The organism is Micrococcus sp. KRD077 (genome assembly GCF_017168505.1).
In the GTDB taxonomy this organism is placed as follows: domain Bacteria; phylum Actinomycetota; class Actinomycetes; order Actinomycetales; family Micrococcaceae; genus Micrococcus; species Micrococcus luteus.
This window is the reverse complement of the sequence record NZ_JABFAZ010000113.1, coordinates 1-781: the sequence shown is the minus strand read 5'-3', so window position 1 is coordinate 781 and position 781 is coordinate 1. Positions and strand designations below refer to the sequence as shown.

General features: G+C 68.4%; 1 pseudogene. It reads right to left on the bottom strand.

Going from position 1 to position 781, the window contains the following annotated elements:
• A pseudogene (locus J1M39_RS12130) lies at positions 1 to 698 on the bottom strand (transposase); the annotation flags it as partial.
• Positions 699 to 781 lie beyond the last annotated feature (83 nt).

Below are 781 nucleotides of genomic sequence, written 5' to 3'. Positions count from 1 at the left end.
CTTGATCGGTCGTCCGTGCTCGTCGGCGTCGAACTGGAAGTCCACCGCCCACACCACGTTCGGCGCGTCCGCCGTCGGCGCGTCGACGGTCGAGGACCCGACGCGCTTGCGTCGACGCCGCTGCGGGACCCGGAGCCCTTCGTCACGCCACAGGCGTTGGATCTTCTTGTGGTTCACCACCCACCCCTCGGCGCGGGCGTCGTGATACGCCCGCCGATACCCGTAGCGGGGATGGTCCTTCGCCCAGGCGCGCAGCCACTCCCTGAGCGCCCGATCCGGGTCCGCGACCGTGTCGCCCTTGAGCGGTCGCCGGTACGCGGAGCGGCTCAGCCCGACCAGACGGCACGCCATCCGTTCGCTCACCCGCAACTTGCCCTTGAGGTGATCGACGGCGGCGCGGCGCCTGTCCGGGCTTAGAAGTTTCCCTCAGCCAGCTCCTTGAGCGCGGCCTTCTCCAGCTCCGCTTCCGCGAGCAGACGCTTCAGGGTCGCGTTCTGCTTCTCCAGCTCCTTCAGGCGCTTTGCGTCCTCGGCCTTGAGGCCGCCGTACTGGTTCCGCCACCGGTAGTACGTCTGCTCGGACACCCCGAGCTCCCGGCACACCGCCGCGACGTCCTGACCATCGGCGAGCATCCTGTCGGCCTGCCCGAGCTTACGGACGACCTGCTCGGGGGTGTGACGCTTCCTGCTGTTCGTCATGATCTGACCAGTCTCCCTGCCCGCGACCGCGGGCAACAGGACGACTCTCATAACGACTGGACCTACGAAACGGGGTCAGCCCA